Annotated in this window: 19 protein-coding genes; 14 read left to right on the top strand and 5 right to left on the bottom strand. The window is 66.2% G+C overall.

Translation table 11 applies throughout. The features are described 5' to 3' along the window. A complete protein-coding gene (locus QPK32_RS14020) occupies window positions 1-882 on the top strand; it encodes a Kdo hydroxylase family protein (RefSeq protein WP_290413435.1) in 882 nt (293 codons plus the stop codon). Window positions 883-1,038: 156 nt separating this feature from the next. On the opposite strand, the gene QPK32_RS14015 is transcribed toward QPK32_RS14020, so the two are convergent. Together QPK32_RS14015 and QPK32_RS14010 are read right to left on the bottom strand one after the other, a co-directional pair. Beyond that, the gene (locus tag QPK32_RS14015) at window positions 1,039-2,109 is read right to left on the bottom strand and encodes a type II asparaginase (RefSeq protein WP_290413434.1); all 1,071 of its coding nucleotides are present in this window, start codon (window positions 2,107-2,109) and stop codon (window positions 1,039-1,041) included. Window positions 2,110-2,188: 79 nt separating this feature from the next. Next, complete coding sequence (locus tag QPK32_RS14010) at window positions 2,189-3,460, bottom strand: dicarboxylate/amino acid:cation symporter (protein ID WP_290413433.1); 1,272 nt, start codon at window positions 3,458-3,460, stop codon at window positions 2,189-2,191. A 257-nt stretch (window positions 3,461-3,717) separates the two neighbouring features. On the opposite strand from QPK32_RS14010, the gene QPK32_RS14005 reads away from it, so the two are divergent. Next, window positions 3,718-4,443 (top strand): amino acid ABC transporter ATP-binding protein, encoded by a 726-nt coding sequence (locus QPK32_RS14005; RefSeq protein WP_290413432.1) that lies wholly within the window; start codon window positions 3,718-3,720, stop codon window positions 4,441-4,443. Window positions 4,444-4,466: 23 nt separating this feature from the next. Here QPK32_RS14005 and QPK32_RS14000 read toward each other — a convergent pair whose 3' ends face one another. Further along, window positions 4,467-5,204 (bottom strand): sulfite exporter TauE/SafE family protein, encoded by a 738-nt coding sequence (locus tag QPK32_RS14000; protein ID WP_290413431.1) that lies wholly within the window; start codon window positions 5,202-5,204, stop codon window positions 4,467-4,469. A gap of 156 nt (window positions 5,205-5,360) precedes the next feature. Here QPK32_RS14000 and pyrC point away from each other — a divergent pair, with 156 nt between their 5' ends. The 7 genes from pyrC to QPK32_RS13965 all read left to right on the top strand — a co-directional run bounded on the left by pyrC (window position 5,361) and on the right by QPK32_RS13965 (window position 9,909). Continuing rightward, window positions 5,361-6,410 (top strand): dihydroorotase, encoded by a 1,050-nt coding sequence (gene pyrC / locus QPK32_RS13995; protein WP_290413430.1) that lies wholly within the window; start codon window positions 5,361-5,363, stop codon window positions 6,408-6,410. Window positions 6,411-6,417: 7 nt separating this feature from the next. After that, a complete protein-coding gene (locus tag QPK32_RS13990; protein WP_290413429.1) occupies window positions 6,418-7,212 on the top strand; it encodes a DUF3025 domain-containing protein in 795 nt (264 codons plus the stop codon). Next, window positions 7,209-8,195 carry a Gfo/Idh/MocA family protein gene (locus QPK32_RS13985; RefSeq protein ID WP_290413428.1) on the top strand — a complete coding sequence of 329 codons (987 nt, stop codon included), beginning with the start codon at window positions 7,209-7,211 and terminating at the stop codon, window positions 8,193-8,195. The genes QPK32_RS13990 and QPK32_RS13985 overlap by 4 nt, the downstream gene beginning before the upstream one ends. A 27-nt stretch (window positions 8,196-8,222) precedes the next feature. After that, a complete protein-coding gene (locus QPK32_RS13980) occupies window positions 8,223-8,597 on the top strand; it encodes a 50S ribosome-binding protein YggL (RefSeq protein ID WP_290413427.1) in 375 nt (124 codons plus the stop codon). A 145-nt stretch (window positions 8,598-8,742) separates the two neighbouring features. Then, window positions 8,743-9,084, top strand: coding sequence for a hypothetical protein (locus QPK32_RS13975; protein ID WP_290413426.1), 342 nt, complete (start codon window positions 8,743-8,745; stop codon window positions 9,082-9,084). A 137-nt stretch (window positions 9,085-9,221) separates the two neighbouring features. Continuing rightward, entirely contained in the window at window positions 9,222-9,587 is a 366-nt protein-coding gene (locus tag QPK32_RS13970) for a hypothetical protein (protein WP_290413425.1), read from the top strand. 37 nt (window positions 9,588-9,624) lie between these two features. Beyond that, on the top strand, window positions 9,625-9,909 hold the full coding sequence (locus tag QPK32_RS13965) for a hypothetical protein (RefSeq protein ID WP_290413424.1): 285 nt from the start codon (window positions 9,625-9,627) through the stop codon (window positions 9,907-9,909). Between the two features lie 144 nt (window positions 9,910-10,053). Here QPK32_RS13965 and recG read toward each other — a convergent pair whose 3' ends face one another. Continuing rightward, window positions 10,054-12,126: an ATP-dependent DNA helicase RecG gene (gene recG, locus QPK32_RS13960; RefSeq protein ID WP_290413423.1), complete on the bottom strand. Its 2,073-nt coding sequence runs from the start codon at window positions 12,124-12,126 to the stop codon at window positions 10,054-10,056. Window positions 12,127-12,285: 159 nt separating this feature from the next. Here recG and queA point away from each other — a divergent pair, with 159 nt between their 5' ends. From queA to secF, 5 genes are all read left to right on the top strand, one after another. Then, entirely contained in the window at window positions 12,286-13,320 is a 1,035-nt protein-coding gene (gene queA, locus QPK32_RS13955) for a tRNA preQ1(34) S-adenosylmethionine ribosyltransferase-isomerase QueA (protein ID WP_290413422.1), read from the top strand. An 8-nt stretch (window positions 13,321-13,328) separates the two neighbouring features. After that, window positions 13,329-14,468, top strand: coding sequence for a tRNA guanosine(34) transglycosylase Tgt (gene tgt / locus QPK32_RS13950; protein WP_290413421.1), 1,140 nt, complete (start codon window positions 13,329-13,331; stop codon window positions 14,466-14,468). 244 nt (window positions 14,469-14,712) lie between these two features. After that, window positions 14,713-15,048: a preprotein translocase subunit YajC gene (gene yajC / locus QPK32_RS13945; RefSeq protein WP_290413420.1), complete on the top strand. Its 336-nt coding sequence runs from the start codon at window positions 14,713-14,715 to the stop codon at window positions 15,046-15,048. Window positions 15,049-15,115: 67 nt separating this feature from the next. Then, entirely contained in the window at window positions 15,116-17,008 is a 1,893-nt protein-coding gene (gene secD, locus QPK32_RS13940; protein WP_290413419.1) for a protein translocase subunit SecD, read from the top strand. Window positions 17,009-17,025: 17 nt separating this feature from the next. Then, window positions 17,026-18,048 (top strand): protein translocase subunit SecF, encoded by a 1,023-nt coding sequence (secF, locus tag QPK32_RS13935; RefSeq protein WP_290413418.1) that lies wholly within the window; start codon window positions 17,026-17,028, stop codon window positions 18,046-18,048. A 359-nt stretch (window positions 18,049-18,407) separates the two neighbouring features. Here secF and QPK32_RS13930 read toward each other — a convergent pair whose 3' ends face one another. Beyond that, the gene (locus tag QPK32_RS13930; RefSeq protein ID WP_290413417.1) at window positions 18,408-19,241 is read right to left on the bottom strand and encodes an HDOD domain-containing protein; all 834 of its coding nucleotides are present in this window, start codon (window positions 19,239-19,241) and stop codon (window positions 18,408-18,410) included. Between the last annotated feature and the right edge of the window lie 39 nt (window positions 19,242-19,280).

Below are 19,280 nucleotides of genomic sequence, written 5' to 3'. Positions count from 1 at the left end.
ATGGACAATCAGATCGTCGAGATCGACATGGCCGATGTCGGCCACGGCAATCCGGCCTGGATCGCCGCGCTGGAAGCGGGCAAGGTGCTGTACTTCCCCGACTTCGGCAGCTACGGCAAGGCCGGCTTCGCGCCGCAGAAGGAAGAGTTGGCGCTGTTTCGCGAAGACATCCGCGACCCGAAGGTGCGCAACATCAGCCTGTCGCCGGGCGGCGACCTGAAAGGCGTCGTCGGCGACGACGCCACCAAGGCGCTGGCCGCCGGCATGATCGGACGCTTCCGCGCCGAGGCCGAGGCGCTGATCGGCAACCTGGTGCCGCGCTACGGCGAACACCTGCGCCGCGGCGCCACCAGCTTCCGCCCGTCCGTCGTGCAGAACCGCGTGCAGTCCTGGCGCGCCGACGACCGCCGCATGCACGTCGACGCCTTCCCGTCGCGCCCGAACCGCGGCGAGCGCCTGCTGCGCATCTTCACCAACGTCAACCTGGAAGGCGAACCGCGCGTGTGGCGCGTGGGCGAACCGTTCGAGGACGTGGCGAAGCGCTTCCTGCCGAAGCTGAAACCCTATGTGGGCTGGCAGGCGAAGGCCCTGAACATGCTGGGCGTGACGAAATCGCTGCGCAGCGAATACGACCACCTGATGCTGCAGCTGCACGACGCCATGAAGGCCGACCTGGACTACCAGAAGAGCGCCCCGCAAGTCACCTTCGGTTTCCCGCCCGGCTGCGCCTGGGTATGCTTCTCGGACCAGGCCTCGCACGCCGTGATGGCGGGCCAGTACATGATGGAGCACACGCTGCAGCTGTCGCCGATGCAGCAGTACGACAAGGAATCCAGTCCGCTGGCCATCCTGACGCGCTTGCAGGGGCACGCGCTGGTGTGAAATGAAAACAGCCACGCAATGCGTGGCTGTTTTGTAGGGTGGACGGCTTTGCCGTCCACGCGTCCAAGCGGCGGTGATGCTGCCGGCATGCGACGTGGGTGCGTGCGTTGAACGCGTGGACGGGAAACCCGTCCACCCTACGTCCTGCCGCTCGCTTCAATAGGTGTAGAACATCCGCTGGATTTCCCTGGTATCGCCGGTCCTGGTCAGCGCCAGCATCAGCAGGATGCGCGCCTTTTGCGGATTCAGCGTATCGGCCACCACGAAGTCGAGCTGGTCGTCGTTGGCTTCGCCGTTGCGCGCCACGATGCCCTGGCCCACGCGGCTGGCGCGCACGACGACCACGCCCTTGGCGCGCGCTGCGGACAGCGCCGGGCGCACCCTGGCCGGCAGGCTGCCGTCGCCCACGCCCGCATGCACCAGGCCCTTGGCGCCCGCATTGACCAGCGCCTCGACGGCGGTCGGGCCCACGTTGGCGTAGGTGTAGGCGATGTCGACCTGGGGCAGGGCGTCCAGCTTGCCGACGTCGAACTCGGTGTCCACCGTGTGCTTGCGCGTGGAAGCGCGGTAGAAGTGCGGCTTGTTGTCGACCACGTAGCCCAGCATGCCCAGTTCCGGCGACTTGAAGGTGTCGGTGGTCGTGGTATTGGTCTTGGTGACCTCGCGCGCGGCGTTGATCTGGTCGTTCATCACGACCAGCACGCCCTTGCCCACGGCGTCGCGGCTGCCGGCCGTGATCACGGCGTTGTACAGGTTGATCGGGCCGTCGGCCGAGATCGCGGTGGACGGACGCATCGCGCCCACCACCACCACCGGCTTGCTGCTCTTGACGACCAGGTTCAGGAAATAGGCCGTCTCCTCGATCGTGTCGGTGCCGTGGGTGACGACGATGCCGTCGACGTCCGGCCTGGCCAGCAGCGCGTTGACGCGCTTGGCCAGCACCAGCCACTCCCGGTTGCCCATATTCTCGCTGGCGATCTGGAATACCTGCTCGCCGCTGACGTGGGCGACCTTCTGCAGTTCCGGCACCGCCTTGATCAGGGCGTCGACGCCGACCGTGGCGGCCGTGTAGCCCACCGTCGTCGTGCTGGTGGCGCCGCTGCCAGCGATGGTGCCGCCGGTGGCGAGGATGGTCACGTTGGGCAGTTTCTGCGCCTGGGCGGCGGCCATGGTGAGGACGAGGCCGCACAGCGCCAGCAGCGCGCGGACGGATTTCGGATGGGTCATGCAAACTCCTGGGATGAAAACCAAAAAACAAAAGGCTTTCCGTCGCCGGAAAGCCTTGGGGATGCGTCGGGAAACTTGGTCAGCGCAGGGGCGCCGTAGAGATATCCTTGTCGGACGGCGTGGGCGTGGACAGCTCGCCTTCCCACTTGGCGACGACGGCGGTGGCGATGCCGTTGCCGATCACGTTGGTGGCCGAGCGGCCCATGTCCAGGAAGTGGTCGATGCCCAAGAGGAGCAGCAGGCCCGCTTCCGGAATGTGGAACTGGTTCAGCGTGGCGGCGATGACGACCAGCGAGGCGCGCGGCACGCCGGCCATGCCCTTCGAGGTCAGCATCAGCACCAGCATCATGGTCAGCTGGGTCGACAGCGGCACCTCGATGCCGTAGGCCTGGGCGATGAAGATGGTCGCGAAGGTGCAGTACATCATCGAGCCGTCCAGGTTGAACGAGTACCCGATCGGCAGCACGAAGGCGGCCAGGCGGTTCTTGACGCCGAAGCGCTCCAGTCCTTCCAGCGTCTTCGGGAAGGCCGCTTCCGACGAGGCGCAGGTGAAGGCGAGGATGGTCGGCTCGCGCAGTTCCGCGATCAGCTTCAGCAGGCGAGGGCCGACGAACAGGATGCCGACGCCGATCAGGATGATCCACAGCAGGATGATGCCGAGGTAGAACTCGCCCATGAAGACGCCGTAGGTCGCCAGCACGCCGACGCCGCTCTTGGCGATCACGCCCGCGACGGCGGCGAACACGGCGACCGGCGCGAAGTTCATCACGTAGCCCGTCACCTTCAGCATCACGTGGGCGGCGCCGTCGATGGCGTCGATCAGCGGGGTGGCGCGCGCACCCACGGCGGCGGCGCCGGTGCCGAAGAAGATCGAGAAGATCACGATCTGCAGGATCTCGTTCTTGGCCATGCCGTCCGCGATGGAGGTCGGCACCAGGTGGGTGATGAAGTCCTTCAGCGTGAGGCCGGTGACGGCAATGCCAGAGGAGGCGTTCGCCGCCGGCAGGTTGCCGGCCAGCGCCATCGCGTCGCCCGGACGGAACAGGTTCACGAGGATCAGGCCCAGCGTCAGCGACATCACGGAAGCGATGACGAACCAGCCCAGCGCCTTGACGCCGATGCGGCCCACTTCCGCCGCGTCGCCCATCTTGGCGATGCCGACGACCAGCGTCGAGAACACCAGCGGCGCGATGATCATCTTGATCAGGCGGAGGAACAGGGTCGTGATCAGCGACATATTGTCCGCGAAGGCGGCGGGATCGGCCATCTGCGTATTGGCCGCATAGCCGACGGCGATGCCCAGCACCAGTCCTACCATGATGTAGGTGGTGAGGCGGTTTCGTTTGTTCATAGACGTCCTCTGTGATGGCGCCGCGGCGGTCAGGAAGAGATCGTCCGTCCTGCGCCGGCGCGACCCGAGCTGGCTCGGGCGGAAACTCGGGCAAAACGGTGATCGTGCGCGAGTGCCTTTGATGCTGACAATATTGACAAGTCCCGCAGTATCCTTGGCGTTGCAAGTGCTGTCAAGCATGCGCAAAGCCCCGTAAATCGACGACAATACGGTAATTCAGCGAGCGTATCGCGCAAATGTTTACGGATGATTTACCCATGATCGACATCGACAATGTCAGCAAGTGGTACGGGACGTTCCAGGTGCTGCGCGACTGCAGCACGGGCGTGGCGCGCGGCGACGTGGTGGTAGTGTGCGGCCCGTCCGGATCGGGCAAATCGACCCTGATCAAGACCGTCAACGGCCTCGAACCTTTTCAACAGGGGACCATCCGCGTCGACGGTACCTCGGTCGGCGATCCGGCCACGCGCCTGCCGGAACTGCGCGCCCGCATCGGCATGGTGTTCCAGAATTTCGAGCTGTTCCCGCACCTGTCGGTGCGCGACAACCTGAACCTGGCCCAGGTGAAGGTGCTCAAGCGCTCGCGCGACGAAGCGACGGCCAACGGCCTGAAATACCTGGACCGCGTGGGCCTGCTCGCGCACCAGGACAAGTTTCCCAGCCAGCTCTCGGGCGGCCAACAGCAGCGCGTGGCGATCGCACGGGCGCTGGCGATGGACCCCGTCGCCATGCTGTTCGACGAGCCGACGTCCGCGCTCGACCCGGAGATGGTGGGCGAGGTGCTGGACGTGATGACGGGCCTGGCCCAGGAAGGCATGACGATGATGGTCGTCACCCACGAGATGGGCTTCGCGCGCCGCGTGGCCGACCGCGTCGTGTTCATGGATGCCGGCGCCATCGTCGAGGACAGCCCGAAGGACGCCTTCTTCGACGCGCCGCGGTCCGAGCGGGCGCGCGAGTTCCTGGCGCGGATCATCCACTGAGCCCGGCATCTGCCTCCATCTGCCTATAGATTGCGCAGCACGAGGCTGGCGCCGCCCGCGAGCAGCACCACCCAGACGGCCTGGCGGATGCGCTGCGCCGGCAGGCGCAGGTGCAGCCGGTTGCCGAGATACAGGCCGCCCAGCGCGAACGGCAGCAGGGTCGCCGCCAGCAAGGGCAAGCCGGGCTGCGCGTACAGGCCGGCGCCGGAGAACAGCACCAGGCGGGCAATGGCGCTGGACAGCAGCACGACGCTGATCGTCGCGCGCAAAGCCAGCTTGTCGTCCAGGCGCCGCGTCAGGTAGATCGTATAGAACGGTCCGCCCGTGCCGAACAACGCGGTGAACACGCCGCCGACGGCGCCGAATGGCAGCGCCCAGCCGGCCGCCAGCGGCCGCGCAGGCGGGCGTGCCAGCAGGCTCCAGGCCGCGAAGGCCAGGATGAAGGCGCCGAGCAGCAGCAACAGCAGGCGTTCCGGCGCCCGCACCAGCGCCACCACGCCGAGCGCCATCCCGGCCAGCATGCAGGGCATCAGGCGCCGCCACTCGCCCACGACGACATGGCGCCGGTTGCGCAGGCCGAGCAGTAGGCCGGACACGAGGTCGAACACCAGCATCAGCGGCACGGCCACGCGCAACGGCACCAGCAGCACCAGCACGGGCATCGCCGTGATCGCGGAGCCGAATCCCGTGACGCCGTAGACGACGTAGGCGAGGGCGATGAGGGCGGCCAGTTGCGCGACGGTGTGGAACTCGTAAGCCATGGACGGGACGGCGATGGCCGGCTGTGGTCGATATGTCAATTCTAGCGTTGGACAGGTTGTTAATGCTGGAAAGAAACGTACCGTGCGGGCGGGCGAACGCGTGCCGGCCGGGGTGGCAGCAGGTAAAATGCCGGGGTTCGCAATCCGAGAGCCGCCATGTCCATCATCGAATCCCCCGACACCATCACCATCGCCCGTCCCGACGACTGGCACCTGCACCTGCGCGACGGCGCCGCCATGGCCAGCGTGCTGCCGCACAGCGCGCGCCAGTTCGCCCGCGCCATCGTCATGCCGAACCTGAAGCCGCCGGTCACCACCACGGCGCTGGCCGCGGCCTACCGCGAGCGCATCCTGGCGGCGCTGCCGGAAGGGATGCAATTCGAGCCCTTGATGACGCTGTACCTGACCGACAACACGGACCCGGACGAGATCCGCCGCGCCAAGGATTCGGGCTTCGTCCACGCCGTCAAGCTGTACCCGGCCGGCGCCACCACCAACTCGGCGGCCGGCGTGACCGACCTGCGCAAGTGCTACAAGACGCTGGAGGCGATGCAGGACACCGACATGCCGCTGCTGATCCACGGCGAAGTCACGGACCACCACATCGACCTGTTCGACCGCGAAGCCGTGTTCATCGAGCGCGTGATGCGTCCGCTGCGCCGCGACTTCCCGGAACTGAAGATCGTGTTCGAGCACATCACGACCAAGGATGCGGCCGAGTACGTGGCCGAGGCCGAAGGCCCGATCGCGGCGACCATCACGGCCCACCACCTGCTGTACAACCGCAACGAGATCTTCCGCGGCGGCATCCGCCCGCACATGTACTGCCTGCCCGTGCTCAAGCGCGAGGAACACCGCCTGGCGCTGGTGACGGCCGCCACCAGCGGCGACGAGCGCTTCTTCCTCGGCACCGACTCGGCCCCGCACGCCATCCACACCAAGGAAACGTCGTGCGGCTGCGCCGGCTGCTACACGGCGCTGCACGCGATGGAACTGTACGCCACCGCCTTCGAGCAGGCCGGCGCGCTGGACAAGCTGGAAGCCTTCGCCAGCCTGAACGGCCCGGCCTTCTACGACCTGCCGGTCAACACGGGCACCATCACCCTCAAGCGCGAAACCTGGACCCTGCCGGCCACCGTGCCGATGGGCGAGCACGAACTGGTCCCGCTGAACGGCGGCGAACAGATCGGCTGGAAGATGGTGTAATTCCTGGATGTTCGCGCAGATCGACTGGACGCGGCCGTGGTATGACACGGTGCGTCCCGCCTTCGAGCGCCTGGCTGGCGGCCCGTTCATCGACGCCTTCAATGCCAATGCGGCGCGCCTGGGCCTCGTCAACCACCGCGGCCAGGCGATCCGCTTCGTTCCCCAGGAAGCGCTGCCGCCCGACGCGGCCTACGAGGAATTCATCGGCGCCACCGGTTGCGTGCCCACGCGCGAGAACCTGCACGATTTCTTCAACGGCCTCGTGTGGCAGACCTTCCCGCGCATCAAGCGCGCACTGAACGCGCTGCAGGCGGCGCAGATCCAGGCCGCCGGCGTCGGCAAGTCGCGCGGCCCCGCGCGCGACGCCGCCACCATCTACGACGAGAACGCCGCGCTGCTGCTGGTGCGCGACGACGAGGCGGGACATGCCCTCGTCGACGACCTGCGCGAACACCGCTGGGTCGACGCCCTGTGGACGCGCCGTGCGCAATTCGCGGCGGGCGCCGGTGCCGAGGTCTGGCTGTTCGGCCACGCACTGATGGAAAAGCTGGTCGCGCCGCGCAAGGCGATCACGGCGCACACGCGCGTCGTGTTCGCGCCGGGCGAGGTGTTCGCCTTGCCCTGGCAGGCGCGCCGCGACTGGATCGATGCCGCCGAATCGGCGGCGATGAAAACGAACGGCTTGAGCACTGCCGGCTTCATGCCGCTGCAGGCGCTGGGCGTGCCCGGCTGGTGGCCCGGCCAGGACGAGGCGTTCTACCGCGACGAGACCGTATTCCGTCCGAAAAGGAGACAAGCATGAGTGCACAGGTCCGCTGGGGCATCCTCGGCACCGGCAAGATCGCCAAGGCCTTCGCCACGGCATTGAAGGACACGCCTGATGGCGTATTGGCCGGCGTCGGCTCGCGCACGCTCGAGGGGGCGCAGGCATTCGCCGCGCAATGCGGCGGCGCGGCCTACGGTTCGTACGACGCGCTGGTCCAGGCCGGCGACGTCGACCTGGTCTACGTCGGCACGCCGCATCCGATGCACTACGAGAACGTGCGCATGGCGCTGGAAGCGGGCAAGGGCGTGCTGTGCGAAAAGGCGTTCACCGTGAACCGGCGCCAGGCCGAGGAACTGGTGGCGCTCGCGCGCGACAAGAAACTGTTCCTGATGGAGGCGATGTGGACGCGCTTCCTGCCGGCCTTCGCCGAAGTGCGGCGCATCGTCGCGTCCGGCGAGATCGGCGCCGTGCGCCAGGTGAGCGCGGATTTCGGCTTCAAGGCCGACGTCGGGCCCGAACACCGCCTGTTCAATCCGGAACTGGGTGGCGGCGCCTTGCTCGACCTGGGCATCTATCCGCTGTCGATCGCGGCGGCGCTGCAGGGACCCGTGACGGGCGTGCTGGCGCAGGCCGACCTGGGTCCGACCGGCGTCGACGAACAGACGGCGCTGGTGCTGCGCCACGCTGGCGGCGGCATGTCCGTCCTCAGCTGCTCGCTGCGCGCGCGCCTGTCGAGCGAACTGACGGTGGCCGGAGAACGAGGCCATGTGCGCATGAACACCATGTTCCACCGCGCCCGCTCGGTGACGGTGGCGCTGGCCGACGGCACGGCGCGCACCGTCGATACGCCGTTCCTCGGCAACGGCTATGTGCACGAGATCATGGAGGCGCAGCGCTGCTGGCGCGCCGGCGAGATCGAAAGCCCCGGCATGACGCATGCCGATACGCTGATGCTGATGGGCGTGATGGACGAGGCGCGCCGCCAGATCGGCCTGCGCTACGCATCCGACAACGACTGATCCACTCATAAGCCACAAGGAGAACCCATGAGACGCGATCCCCGCTCGACCAGCCGCATCCGCCGGCTCACGCCCCGCCAGCGCAAGAAGCTGCGCGTCGGCGAATTCCAGGAACACTGCTTCGACGTGGAGCTCGTGTTCCACGCTCCGATGCGCGGCGAACCGTACCACGACTTCATCAACGATTTCTTCGGCTTCCTGGAGCAGCGCGGCCTGCTGGGCGGCGGCTTCGGCGGCAAGGAGCCGTTCAGCGAGACCGAGGGCGTGATCGCCCGCATCGAGCGCGGCTCGCCGAACGAGGAGGACCGCGAAGCCGTCGTGCAATGGCTGCGCGCGCGCCAGGAAGTGGTCGACGCCCGCGCCAAGGACTTCAAGGATGCGTGGCACGGCTACGGTTTCTGATCCTTTTTTGCTGTACCGATGAAGCCCGCGCCTGCGGGCTTTGTCGTTCATGGGCTACTGGCGCCGCATGCATACCCGATTCCGTTTGACGGCGTCCGCGCGGGTTCGGATACTGGCTGTTCCGCCAACCTCGAAAGGATGTCCGATGCTTCTGCGTGCCACTCTGTTCGCCGCGGCGCTCCTCGCCGCCGCCCCCAGCTTTGCCGACCCCGTTCCCGTCCCCGCCGACAAGGCGAACTACGTCGGCGAATGGCTGGGCGAGAAGATGCGCCTGAAGATCCATCCGGACGGCCACGTCGAGTACAAGCGCGATCGCCCCGGCAAGAACCTCGACCTCAACGTCGACCTGCAGGGCTTCCATGGCGACGACTTCGACGTCGGCACCAGCTTCATCAAGTCGACCTTCGTCGTCGGCAAGCCGCCGCACCGCGAGCAGGGCAAGTGGAAGATGACGGTCGACGGCGTCGAGCTCACGAAGAAGGAATAATTGCTTGGATGTAAGCGATTGTCAGCCCGGTAAGCATTTGTAAAGGCTGTCAACAAGGCGGCAGGCGGGCTCGTTTTAGGGACAAGTGACACGCAAACGTGCACGAGAATCCCAAAACTAGCTGAGGACCACTTATCATGAAAAACACCATCGCTGCCCTGATCGCCGGTCTGTTCGCCACTGCTGCATTCGCCCAGACGCCGGCCCCCGCCACCACCTCGCCCACCGTCAAGGCTGAGGCGAAGGCCGACGCCAAGAGCGCCAAGGCCGAAGTGAAATCCGAAGCCCATGAGACCAAGAAGGCCGTGAAGGAACAGGCCAAGGAAACCAAGGCGGACGCCAAGCAAGCCAAGGACACCGTGAAGGCGGAGGCGAAGGACGCCAAGGCCGAGGCCAAGCACGCCAGCGCCAAGGCCGCCCACAAGACCAAGGAAGTCGCCAAGGAAGGCAAGGACGCCACCGTCGCCGCCGTGACCCCGGCCCCGACCGCCGCAGCCAAGTAATTCCGGTTTCACTTACCGATTCGCCAGGAGATTCGCCATGAAACGTACCGCCGCCACCCTGATCGCCGCCCTGTTCGCCAGCGCCGCCTTTGCCCAGACCACGACGCCGACCGCGCCGCCCACCACGCCGTCGCAGACCGCGGCGCCGGATTCGAGCACGTCGCCGGCCGTCTCCAAGGCCGCCGCCAAGCACGAGAAGCAGGAAGCCAAGCCGGCCAAGGGCAAGCACGACAAGAAGGGCGAGGCTACCAAGGACGGCAAGGAGAAGAAGGACGGCAAGGAAGCCGCCGATCCGGCGACCACGCCGGTGGCCGCTAAATAAGCCAGTCAATCCAACCTCGTCATCCCCGCGCAGGCGGGGATCCATGCTGAAGTACAGGATTCGGTATCCTGAAAGTATTCGAAAGCTGTTGAAATACTGACTTCGGAAATTCAGCATGGGTCCCCGCCTGCGCGGGGACGACGTTTACACTTTCAGGAACTCCTCCCGCCCCCCCAGCCAGCGCTGCAGGTGCGCATCCACGATCGCCGCCGCCTCCGGCTTGTCGGACCCCAGCAGCCAGCCCGCCACGTCGCGCGCCTGCTCGACGATGGCCTGGTCGGTTTCCAGGTTGGCGAAGCGCAGCATCGCCTCGCCCGACTGGCGCGCGCCAAGGAATTCGCCGGGACCGCGGATTTCCAGGTCGCGCCGCGCGATCTCGAAACCGTCCGTCGTTTCGCGCATCGTCATCAGGCGCTGCTTGGCCACGTGGCCAAGCGGGCTCTGGTACAGCAGCAGGCACACGCTGGCGGCCGAGCCGCGGCCCACGCGGCCGCGCAGCTGGTGCAGCTGCGACAGGCCGAAGCGCTCGGCGTGCTCGATCACCATCAGCGAGGCGTTCGGCACGTCGACGCCCACCTCGATGACGGTCGTCGCCACCAGCACGTGCACGTCGCCCGCGGAAAACGCATCCATGATCGTCTGCTTCTCTGCCGGCTTCATGCGCCCGTGCACGAGGCCCACGACGAGGTCGGGCAGGCTGGCCGCCAGCGTCTCGTAGGTATCGGTGGCCGTCTGCAGCTGCAGCGCCTCGGATTCCTCGATCAGCGGGCAGACCCAGTAAGCCTGCCGGCCCTCGAGCGCGGCCGCGTGCACGCGTTCGATCACCTCGTCGCGCCGGTTCTGGTCGATGGCGCGCGTGACGATGGGCGTGCGGCCCGGCGGCAGCTCGTCGATGACGGACACTTCGAGGTCGGCGTAATACGTCATCGCCAGCGTGCGCGGGATCGGCGTGGCCGACATCATCAATTGGTGCGGCACCAGGCCGTCGCTGCCCTTGTTGCGCAGCGTGAGGCGCTGGCCGACGCCGAAGCGGTGCTGCTCGTCGACCAGCACGAGGCCCAGCTTCGCGAACTGCACGGTGTCCTGGATCAGCGCATGGGTGCCGATGACGAGATTCGCCTCGCCCGATTCGACCAGTTCGCTGGCGGCCTGCTTGTCCTTTTTCTTCAGGCTGCCCGTCAGCCAGGCGACCTTCACGCCCAGCGGTTCCATCCAGGACGCGATCTTGCGGAAGTGCTGCTCGGCCAGGATCTCGGTGGGCGCCATCAGCGCGGCCTGGTAGCCGCTGTCGATGGCCTGGGCGGCGGCCAGCGCCGCGACCACGGTCTTGCCGCTGCCGACGTCGCCCTGCAGCAGGCGCTGCATCGGATAGCTTTCGCGCAGGTCGGCGCGGATCTCCTCGACCACGCGCTGCTGGGCGTTCGTCAGCTTGAACGGCAGGGTTTCCAGGAAGGCGGCGGACAGCGTGCCCACGGCGCCGAGGACGGGCGCGCCTTTTTCGCGGCGCGACTGCTGCGCCTTTTTCAGCGACAGCTGCTGGGCCAGCAGCTCGTCGAATTTCACGCGGGTCCAGGCCGGGTGGCTGCGCTCGACGAGCGCGTGTTCGTCGACGTCCGGCGGCGGGTAATGCAGCAGGCGCACGGCCGGCTGGAATTCGGCCAGGTGCAGGCGCGCGCGCACGGCCTGGGGCACGGTGTCGGTCCAGTCGACCCGTTTCATGGCGTCCGCGATCGCCCTTCGCAGCACCGTCTGCGACAGGCCTTCACCGGCCGGGTAGACGGGCGTCAGGGAGTTGGGCAGGGGCGCGCCTTCGTTGACGATCTTGTAGACGGGATGGACCATCTCGGCGCCAAAGAAGCCGTGGCGCACTTCGCTGCGCGCACGCACGCGGGTGCCCTCGGCCAGCTGCTTGACCTGGCTGCCGTAGTAGTTCATGAAGCGCAGCTGGATGTCGCCCGAGTCGTCGGCGATGGTCACCAGCAGCTGGCGCCGCGGTTTATAGGCGACTTCGTTCTTGGTGACGATGCCTTCGACCTGGGAGACGTGGCCACCGCGCAGGCAGGCTTCGCGGATCGGGACGATCTGCGTCTCGTCCTCGTAGCGCATCGGCAGGTGCAGCACCAGGTCCATGTCGGTGCGCAGGCCGAGCTTGGCGAGCTTGCTTTCGATGCTTTTCGGTGCCGCTTTCGCAGCGGCTGGGGCTTTGGTGGCTGGCATGGCGGATCGGTTGGCGCGTGTCGGCGGCGTTGCAGGATCGGCCACAAAGCCGCTCGACTGCGCCCTCGCGCCGGAAACCGGGTGTAAAATAGAGGGTTCGCCCTACACGCTAGAGCCCATATTGTAAGGCTCGCGGGCCTGTTTTCCCAGATGAGCAGAATGTATTCCCTTTCCGATTTCGATTTCGACCTGCCGCCCGAGCGCATCGCCCAGGTACCGCTGCCGGACCGCAGCGCCTCGCGTCTGCTGCAGCTCGACGGCGACCGCATCACGGACCGCCATTTCGCCGACATCGTCGACCAGCTGCACGCCGGCGACGTGCTCGTGATGAACAATACCCGCGTGCTCAAGGCGCGCTTCTTCGGCCAGAAGGAGTCCGGCGGCCAGGTCGAGGTGCTGGTCGAGCGCGTGCTCGACAACCGTACCGTGCTGGCCCAGGTGCGCGCCTCCAAGTCGCCCAAGCCGGGCACGCGCATCCGCCTGGCCGACGCCTTCGATGTCACCACGGGCGAACGCGCCGGCGAATTCTTCACGCTGCACTTCGGCGCCGACGTGTTCGAGCTGATCGAGGCCCACGGCCGCCTGCCGCTGCCGCCCTACATCGAGCACGACGCCGACGATTTCGACGAGCAGCGCTACCAGACCGTGTACTCGAAGGAGCCGGGCGCCGTCGCCGCGCCGACGGCCGGCCTGCACTTCGACCAGCCGCTGCTGGACAAGCTGGCCGCCAAGGGCGTGACCATCGCCTACGTCACGCTGCACGTGGGCGCCGGCACCTTCCAGCCCGTGCGCGTGGAAAACCTGGCCGAGCACCAGATGCACAGCGAGTGGTACACGATTCCGCAGGAGACCGTCGACAAGGTCGCTGCCGCCCGCGCCGCGGGGCGCGACGTCGTCGCCGTCGGCACGACCTCGCTGCGCGCGCTGGAATCGGCGTCGCAGTCGGGCGAGCTCGCCGCCGGCAGCGGCGACACGCGCCTGTTCATCACGCCGGGCTATGCCTTCCGCACCGTCACGCGCCTGATCACGAACTTCCACCTGCCGAAATCGACGCTGATGATGCTGGTCTCGGCCTTTGCCGGCTACGAGGAGATCCGCCAGGCCTACGCCCACGCGATCGCCAGCGAATACCGCTTCTTCAGCTACGGTGACGCCATGCTGCTCACCACCCATTCACGCTACAGCCAAGCCTGACCAACACGATGCTGGAATTTACCCTCCTTAAGAAAGACACGAGCGGCCTGTCGCATGCCCGCCGCGGCCGCCTGAAGCTGAACCACGGCACCATCGAGACGCCGATTTTCATGCCGGTCGGTACCTACGGCTCCGTCAAGGCGATGGACCCGGACGAACTGAAGCAGGTCGGCTCGCAGATCATCCTCGGCAATACCTTCCACCTGTGGCTGCGCCCGGGCACCGAAGTGCTGGACAAGTTCGGCGGCCTGCACGGCTTCATGGGCTGGGACGGCCCGATCCTGACCGACTCCGGCGGCTTCCAGGTGTTCTCGCTGGGTGCGATGCGCAAGATCACGGAAGAGGGCGTCAAGTTCGCCTCGCCGATCGACGGTTCGCGCCAGTTCCTGTCGCCCGAAATTTCGATGCAGATCCAGCGCTCGCTGAATTCGGACATCGTCATGCAGTTCGACGAATGCACGCCGTACGAGATCGACGGCCGCCCGGCCACGAGCGAGGAAGCGGCCAAGTCGATGCGCATGTCGCTGCGCTGGGCCCAGCGCTCGATGAACGAGTTTAATAAAGGCGAGAACCCGAACGCGCTGTTCGGCATCGTCCAGGGCGGCATGTACGAGCGCCTGCGCGACGAATCGCTGGCCGGGCTGGAAGAGATCGACTTCCCGGGCCTGGCCATCGGCGGCCTGTCGGTCGGCGAGCCGAAGGAAGACATGATGCGCATCCTGGAGCACGTCGGCCCGCGCCTGCCGGAAAACAAGCCGCACTACCTGATGGGCGTCGGCACGCCGGAAGACCTGGTGGCGGGCGTGGCCAACGGCGTCGACATGTTCGACTGCGTGATGCCGACCCGCAATGCCCGCAACGGCTGGCTGTTCACCCGCTTCGGCGACCTCAAGATCAAGAACGCGCGCTATAAAGACGACCAGGCGCCGCTGGACGAGTCCTGCACTTGCTATTGCTGCAAGAATTTCTCGCGCGCCTACCTGCACCACCTGCACCGCTCGAAGGAAATCCTGGGCGCCCGCCTGAACACGATCCACAACCTGCATTACTACCTGAACCTGATGCAGGAAATCCGCGACGCGATCGATGCGGACAAGTTCCACGAATTCCGCCTGCAGTTCAACGCCGACCGCGCGCGCGGCGTGTGAGCAAGGGCAGGTTGAACGCGTGGACGGCATAGCCGTCCACCCTACCCGTGACGGATACGTAGGGTGGACGGGTTTCCCGTCCACGCGCTCGACCATCGTTCGCCCTATCGAAATTAATTTTTCGCTAATGTCTTGCAATCAGGCATGCCGCTCCCACATGCCGGGAAACTGGCTGCCGCCTTTTTCGGGGTGCTAGAATACAGCGCTCGTTTTTTAACCACCATACTAATATCCGGGAGTCCTTGTGTTCATTTCCACCGCTTACGCGCAAACCGCGGCCGGCGCCGCCGATGCTGGCCTGATGGGCAGCCTGACCACGTTTGCACCGCTGATCCTGATGTTCGTGGTCATGTACTTCCTCATGATCCGTCCGCAGCAGAAGCGTCAGAAAGAACTGCGCGCCATGATGGATGCGCTGGGCAAGGGCGATGAAGTCGTCACCGTCGGCGGCGTGCTGGGCCGCGTGACCAAGGTCACCGATACCTACGTGACCATCGAAGTGGCCGCCGGTACCGAGATGGTGGTGCAGAAGAACGCCGTCACCGCCCTGCTGCCGAAAGGCACCCTGAAGTCCCTGTAAGCCGGCCCGCGCGGCCAGCGCCGCGCTCCAGCCCCGCATCTGCTTCAACCTTGAACGCTGGAACATCATGAACCGCTATCCCCTCTGGAAATACATACTGATCCTCGTGACAGTACTGCTCGGCCTGCTTTACACGGCGCCCAACTACTTCGGCGATTCGCCGGCGTTGCAGGTGACCACCGGCAAGGCGACCGTCAAGGTCAACAGCGAGACGACCGACCAGGTCGCCCAGGCACTGAAGCGCGCCGGCATCAATGCCGATGCCGTCAGCCTGGACGGTGCCGGCGACAGCAGCGCAGTGCGTGCCCGCTTCGCCAGCACGGACGACCAGTTCAAGGCCAAGCTGGCGCTGGAGCGCGACCTGAACCGCGACCCGGCCGACCCGGACTACATCGTCACCGTCAACCTGGCCAAGAACACGCCGGTCTGGATGCAGAAGCTGCATGCCCTGCCGATGAACCTGGGCCTGGACCTGCGCGGCGGCGTGCACTTCCTGCTGCAGGTCGATTCCAAGGCGGTGCAGGACACCCGCATCAAGACCACCCTGGCCTCGGCCCGCGCCCAGCTGCGCGACGCCAACGTGCGCCACGCCGGCATCGACCGCGTGGGCGACACCATCCAGATCACGTTCCGCGACGCCGACACCCGCGCCAAGGCGCGCAGCGTGCTGGCCCAGAACAGCGACCTGGCGTTTGCCGAAAGCGCCGACGGCACCGACCTGAAGCTGGCGGTCACGCTCAAGCCGGAAGCGCTGCAGCGCGTGGTGGAAGAGGGCGTCAAGCAGAACATCAGCTCGCTGGGCAAGCGCATCAACGAACTGGGCGTGACGGAACCGATCATCCAGCAGCAGGGCCGCGACCGCATCGTCGTCCAGCTGCCGGGCGTGCAGGACGTCGCCCACGCCAAGGACATCATCGGCCGTACCGCGACGCTGGAATTCCGCGTCACCGACGACACCATCACCCCGGGCACCGAACTGACCTCCACCATCCCGCTGAACTCGGAACTGTTCACCCAGGGTTCGGGCGCGCCGGTCGTCGTCTCGAAGGACGTGCTCGTCTCCGGCGACTCGATCATCAGCGCCGTCGCCGGCTTCGACCAGAACCAGCGTCCGGCCGTCAACCTCGAGCTCAACGCCGAGGCCGGCCGCAAGATGCGCGCCATGACGCGCGAGCGCGTCGGCAAGCGCATGGCCACGCTGCTGAAGGAAAAGGGTAAATACACGGTGCTGCAGGTCGCCACGATCCAGGGCGAATTCGGCGCGAACTTCCAGACCACGGGCATGGCCAGCCCGGCCGCCGCGGCCGAACTCGCGCTGCTGCTGCGCTCCGGCGCGCTGTCGGCGCCGATGGAATTCGTCGAGGAGCGCGTGGTCGGCCCGCAACTGGGCGCCGAGAACATCTCCAAGGGCCTGCACTCGACGCTGTGGGGCTTCGTGGCGATCGCGGCCTTCATGATCATCTACTACCAGCTGTTCGGCTTCTTCAGTGTGCTGGCGCTGGCCTGCAACCTGCTGTTCCTGCTGGCCTTGCTGTCCACGCTGCAGGCGACGCTGTCGCTGCCCGGCATCGCGGCAATCGCGCTGGCGCTCGGCATGGCGATCGACTCGAACGTGCTGATCAACGAGCGCATCCGCGAGGAACTGCGTGCGGGAAATACACCGCAGGCCGCGATCTCGGCTGGCTTCAGCCACGCCTGGGCGACCATCCTGGACTCGAACGTGACCACGCTGATCGTCGGCCTGGCCCTCGTCGTGTTCGGTTCGGGCGCCGTGCGCGGCTTCGCCGTCGTGCACTGCCTGGGCATCCTGACCTCGATGTTCTCGGCCGTGTTCGTGTCGCGCGGCGTCGTCAACCTCTGGTACGGCCGCAAGAAGAAGCTGAACAAGATCGCCATCGGCACCGTCTGGACGCCGGGCATGACTGCCGGAGGCGCCCGCAAGGCCGCCGCCAAGGAATAAGGAAACCGGGGTAGAACATGGAATTTTTCAAGATTAAACGGGACATCCCGTTCATGCGCCACGCGTTGATCTTCAACGTGATCTCGGCGCTGACCTTCGTCGCCGCCGTCTTCTTCCTGGTGACCAAGGGCCTGCACTTCTCGGTGGAGTTCACCGGCGGTACCGTGATGGAGCTGCGCTACCCGCATGCGGCCGACCAGGAAAAGATCCGCGGCTCGCTGACCAAGCTGGGCTACGAGCAGCCGGAAGTGTCGAGCTTCGGCACGGCCCAGGACGTGCTGCTGCGCCTGCCGATCCGCGCGGGCAGCAATGCCAACAACGCGTCGACCGCCGTGTTCAACGCGCTGTGCGCGGCCGAGAGCGGCGCACCGAAGCAGGTCCAGCAGACCACCGCCAAGGGCGAGAACGTCACCCGCAACAGCTGCGTGAACGCGGCCGGCGCCGAAGTGGTAAGCCTGCAGCGCGTCGACTACGTCGGCGCCCAGGTCGGCGACGAGCTGGCCCAGAACGGCCTGAACGCGCTGATCATGGTCGTGGTCGGCGTGATGATCTACCTGGCCGTGCGCTTCGAGTGGAAGTTCGCGGTGGCGGCGATCATCGCCAACCTGCACGACATCGTGATCATCCTGGGCTTCTTCGCCTTCTTCCAGTGGGAATTCTCGCTGACCGTGCTGGCCGGTATCCTGGCCGTGCTGGGCTATTCCGTCAACGAATCGGTCGTCATCTTCGACCGGATCCGCGAGACCTTCCGCAAGCAGCGCAAGATGAACGTCGAGGAAATCATCGACCACGCGATCACCAGCACCATCTCGCGTACCATCATCACCCACGGCTGTACCGAGATGATGGTGCTGTCGATGCTGTTCTTCGGCGGCCAGAGCCTGCACTACTTCGCGATGGCGCTGACGATCGGTATCCTGTTCGGTATTTACTCGTCCGTGTTCGTGGCGGCCGCCATTGCGAAATGGCTGGGCGTGAAACGCGAAGACCTGATCAAGCCCGTCAAGGAGCGCGACGAGACGGACGGCGCCGTCGTCTGAGCTAGGCTCGCTTCATGGAAAAAGCCGCGCGGTGCAAGCCGCGCGGCTTTTTCTTTTGCCGAAAGTGAAACAGCGCACAGAGGATCGCTTAGGCGAAGCTTAAGATGGACTCGTCTCTTTCAGGACATCCCTAGTTTTGGACTTCACCCGCTCCCGCAAGGAGCGGGTTTTTTTTTGCGCCAAATCGACTCGTCAGTTCACATTTCCAGAAAAATTTAACAAATGTGAGTCAACGCACAGAGTAGGCAGGTCGAGGGAACTAAGATGGACCTGTCTCTTTCAGGACATCCCTAGTTTTGGACTTTTCCCGCTCTCGTAGCGGGATTTTTTTTTGTCCGTGCGGCAGCGGCCCTGCGCGCTCAGGACAGCGCCACGCCGAGGCTGCGCACCTCTTCCGCCGATTCTTCCAGGATGCTGGTCAGGCTGCCTTCGCCGACGGCGAAGTCGATCGTGGCCGAGGCCTGCAGGCCGGACAGCTCCGGACGTTCCAGCAAGGGCGAGGGGACGGGGGACAGGTCGTTTGCCAGCAGCAGCGTGTCGCCCAGGGTTTCCGGCGGCAGCGCGCGCATGCCGTTCCACAGCGCCTCGATGGCGCCCATGACGGGGGCAGGCACGCCCAGCTTCTGCAGCACGCCGCGGCCGATGGCCGTTTCGCCGTGCTCGATCCAGTCGTACGGGTCGCCGTCGAGCAGCCCGGGGAATTCCGGCGCGCGCGACAGCAGGTAGAAGCCGCCGACCTCGTGCACGATCCCGGCGAACATCGCCGTCTCCGGATCGACGCGCGAGACGCGCCGCGCGATCACCTGCGCCAGCGCGGCCACGTGGGCCGAGTGTTCCCACAGCCGGTCGGCCTTGGCGCGCAACACGGGGTCGGTGATCTCGCTGGCGAGCTGGCGCACGATGACGGCCGCGGCCAGGGCGCCGAGCGTGCGGAAACCCACGCGCTGCACGGCGGCCTTGACGTTGGTCACATCCTGGCCCGTCCGCTTGTAGGCGGCCGAGTTGGCGATCGCGACGGTGCGGGCGGCCAGCAGCGGCTCGGTCTGCACCAGGCGCGCGGCCTCGTCGATGTGGCAGTCGGGGTCGTTCAACGCGCGCTGCAGTTTCAGCGTCGCGTCGACATGGGTAGGAAAGGCGAGGTCGCCGCGCCCGGCTTGCGCGGCAATGCTCTTGAGGGCGTCGATTCGGTCCATGGGAAAAATTATACTCCCAAGAAACATTTTGCCTGCAAC

The sequence above is a fragment of the Massilia sp. YIM B02763 genome (assembly GCF_030412015.1).
Classification (GTDB): Bacteria; Pseudomonadota; Gammaproteobacteria; order Burkholderiales; family Burkholderiaceae_D; genus Telluria.
Note: the sequence above shows the minus strand (reverse complement) of the source record. Positions and strands in the feature narration are given on the sequence as shown.

What these genes read in the sequence shown, in the direction of transcription:
- QPK32_RS14005 (WP_290413432.1), top strand. Translation starts at nt 3,718, where the DNA reads ATGATCGACATCGACAATGTCAGCAAGTGGTACGGGACGTTCCAGGTG.
- secF (WP_290413418.1), top strand. Translation starts at nt 17,026, where the DNA reads ATGGAATTTTTCAAGATTAAACGGGACATCCCGTTCATGCGCCACGCG.
- recG (WP_290413423.1), bottom strand. Translation starts at nt 12,126, where the DNA reads ATGCCAGCCACCAAAGCCCCAGCCGCTGCGAAAGCGGCACCGAAAAGC.
- QPK32_RS14020 (WP_290413435.1), top strand. Translation starts at nt 1, where the DNA reads ATGGACAATCAGATCGTCGAGATCGACATGGCCGATGTCGGCCACGGC.
- queA (WP_290413422.1), top strand. Translation starts at nt 12,286, where the DNA reads ATGTATTCCCTTTCCGATTTCGATTTCGACCTGCCGCCCGAGCGCATC.
- QPK32_RS13930 (WP_290413417.1), bottom strand. Translation starts at nt 19,241, where the DNA reads ATGGACCGAATCGACGCCCTCAAGAGCATTGCCGCGCAAGCCGGGCGC.
- QPK32_RS14000 (WP_290413431.1), bottom strand. Translation starts at nt 5,204, where the DNA reads ATGGCTTACGAGTTCCACACCGTCGCGCAACTGGCCGCCCTCATCGCC.
- secD (WP_290413419.1), top strand. Translation starts at nt 15,116, where the DNA reads ATGAACCGCTATCCCCTCTGGAAATACATACTGATCCTCGTGACAGTA.
- QPK32_RS14010 (WP_290413433.1), bottom strand. Translation starts at nt 3,460, where the DNA reads ATGAACAAACGAAACCGCCTCACCACCTACATCATGGTAGGACTGGTG.
- tgt (WP_290413421.1), top strand. Translation starts at nt 13,329, where the DNA reads ATGCTGGAATTTACCCTCCTTAAGAAAGACACGAGCGGCCTGTCGCAT.
- QPK32_RS13980 (WP_290413427.1), top strand. Translation starts at nt 8,223, where the DNA reads ATGAGACGCGATCCCCGCTCGACCAGCCGCATCCGCCGGCTCACGCCC.
- QPK32_RS13970 (WP_290413425.1), top strand. Translation starts at nt 9,222, where the DNA reads ATGAAAAACACCATCGCTGCCCTGATCGCCGGTCTGTTCGCCACTGCT.
- QPK32_RS13965 (WP_290413424.1), top strand. Translation starts at nt 9,625, where the DNA reads ATGAAACGTACCGCCGCCACCCTGATCGCCGCCCTGTTCGCCAGCGCC.
- QPK32_RS13990 (WP_290413429.1), top strand. Translation starts at nt 6,418, where the DNA reads ATGTTCGCGCAGATCGACTGGACGCGGCCGTGGTATGACACGGTGCGT.
- QPK32_RS14015 (WP_290413434.1), bottom strand. Translation starts at nt 2,109, where the DNA reads ATGACCCATCCGAAATCCGTCCGCGCGCTGCTGGCGCTGTGCGGCCTC.
- pyrC (WP_290413430.1), top strand. Translation starts at nt 5,361, where the DNA reads ATGTCCATCATCGAATCCCCCGACACCATCACCATCGCCCGTCCCGAC.
- QPK32_RS13975 (WP_290413426.1), top strand. Translation starts at nt 8,743, where the DNA reads ATGCTTCTGCGTGCCACTCTGTTCGCCGCGGCGCTCCTCGCCGCCGCC.
- QPK32_RS13985 (WP_290413428.1), top strand. Translation starts at nt 7,209, where the DNA reads ATGAGTGCACAGGTCCGCTGGGGCATCCTCGGCACCGGCAAGATCGCC.